The 2,030-nt window shown below is 76.5% G+C and carries 1 protein-coding gene; it reads left to right on the top strand.

Translation table 11 applies throughout. The annotated features are described in order from the left end of the window. Nucleotides 1-1,511 precede the first annotated feature (1,511 nt). On the top strand, nucleotides 1,512-2,030 hold a 519-nt coding region (locus G6048_RS50765), incomplete at its 3' end, for an SWIM zinc finger family protein (RefSeq protein WP_328829149.1).

Raw genomic sequence — 2,030 nt, forward strand, 5'->3', positions numbered from 1 at the left:
GGCGGGTGCCGGGGGCGCCTGATGGGGTGGACGCGGGTGCGTCGGGGGCCTCGTCGGCGGCGCGTGCGGGGGTGCCGGGCGGGCCCGGCCGAGTGGATGAGGACCCGTCAGGAAAGCCAGGCACGCCGGAGCGGCCCCCCACAGCGGAGCCCGGTGCGTCGGCCGAGCCCGACGCGTCGCCTGGGCGCGGCACGCCGGAGCGGTCCTCAGCGGCGGACGCGAGTACGCCGACTGAGCCGAGTACGTCGACCGAGCCCAGCACATCGGATCAGCGTCCAGAGAGCGGCCCCAGCAGACTGCCGGAGCTTGACCCGTCAGCTGAGCCCAACGCGTCGGCAGGGAGCGCCAGTTCTGTCGCGAGCAGTGCTGCCGCCGATCCGCGCCGGTCGGCGCAGATGTCGAGCCGAGGTGTCCGGCCGGACCCGTCGCGCTCGTCCGGTGAGGCTCGGCCTGGCGATGTGGCCCGCCGTGCCCTGTGGGCGGCGCGGCGCGACGAGGCCGGGGACTCCGGGGCACCCTCGGAGGGGGACCGCTCCGCCCCGCCTCAGGCGCGACCGGCGACACGGGGTGCAGATCGCCCGGCCCCCGAGACGAACGCCGCCCGGCGGCGGACGCCACCGCAGGGCCCTCGCCCGGGCGACGTGGCACGTGCGGCTTTGCGGGCCGCGCCCGGTCGGGCTGCGGGCGCTGCGTCTCGCGCGGAAGGCGGGGCGGCGACATCCCCGCCGACCGGCGACGGGGCGCCCGGAGCGGCGGCCGCCGAGGGCACCGTGCGCTCCGGTGCGACGGCCGAGCCGTCGGACGGCGGTCGGCGCGACGGCGGTCGGCCCGAGGCCGGCCGTTCCGATGCCGGTCGTGCCGACGGTGGTCGTTCCGATACCGGTCGTGCCGACGGCGGCCGTTCCGACGCCGACCGTCCCGGCAGCGGCGGAGCCTCCGGTACTCCGCGCCCCGGTGACGTGGCCCGCGAGGCGTTGCGTGCCGCACGAACCGGTGCGAGTCAGCCCCGTACAGCCGTGGGGGCCAAGGGAGTTGGGCGCCGGAGCCGCCCCGTCGGGTCGAAACCTTCCGGCTCTGGACCGTCACCGAGGACAGCGGACCGCGGCGCGGCGGCTGCCCGCGACGCCGCTCCCTCGGCGACGGACCCGGAGTCCGCTCCTCTGCCCACCGAGCGAGCATTCCCGCCCAGTGCGGCCCCCGCGTCCGCGATCGGTTCCGGCGGCCGAGGCGCCCGTACGGGACCCACCGGACCCCAGACCGCCGCGGACGTTTCGTCGTCCCGTTCCACCTCCGTGCCAGGCGGAGGCCCCCGGCCGAACACCACACCCCCGTCCCACGGCAGCGACCTGCGCCGTACCTTCCCCGCCCTGCCGCCGCGGCCACCGGGTCGGGACAGGTTCGCCGGGACCTGGTGGGGCAACGCCTGGGTGCGGGCGTTGGAGGAGGCCGCGCTGGATCCGGCGCGGCTTGCGCGTGGGCGCGTGTATGCGGGACAGGGACACGTGGATGCCGTGACCGTCACGCCGGGGCTCGTGCTCGCGTATGTGCACGGGAGCCGCCCGCGGCCGTACCGCGTGCAGATCCGGATGCGTACGCTCGCGGACGAGGACTGGGAGCGGTTCCTGGACGCCGCTGCCGAACGGCCCGGGCACATCGCGGCGTTGCTCGACAAGGACATGCCCCAGTCGCTCGCCGAGTGCGGGGTCGAGCTGCTCCCCGGTGCCGGAGACCTCGAACCGCACTGCAGCTGCCCCGACTTCGGCCACCCTTGCAAGCACGCGGCCGCCCTCTGCTACCAAACGGCACGACTGCTGGACGAAGACCCCTTCGTGCTGCTCCTGCTGCGCGGCCGAGGCGAGCGCGAGCTGCTGGACGAGCTGTCGCGCCGCAACGCCGCCCTGGCCGCCCGCTCGGCCCACGCGGGGCAGAAAGGTCAGGACGGCCGGGAAGGCCAAGAACCCGTACTCCCCGGCGTACGCGCCCGTGATGCTCTCGCGCCCCGCCAACTCCCGCCCCTCCCGGAGCCTGTC

It is taken from the genome of Streptomyces ureilyticus, assembly GCF_011045025.1.
In the GTDB taxonomy this organism is placed as follows: domain Bacteria; phylum Actinomycetota; class Actinomycetes; order Streptomycetales; family Streptomycetaceae; genus Streptomyces; species Streptomyces ureilyticus.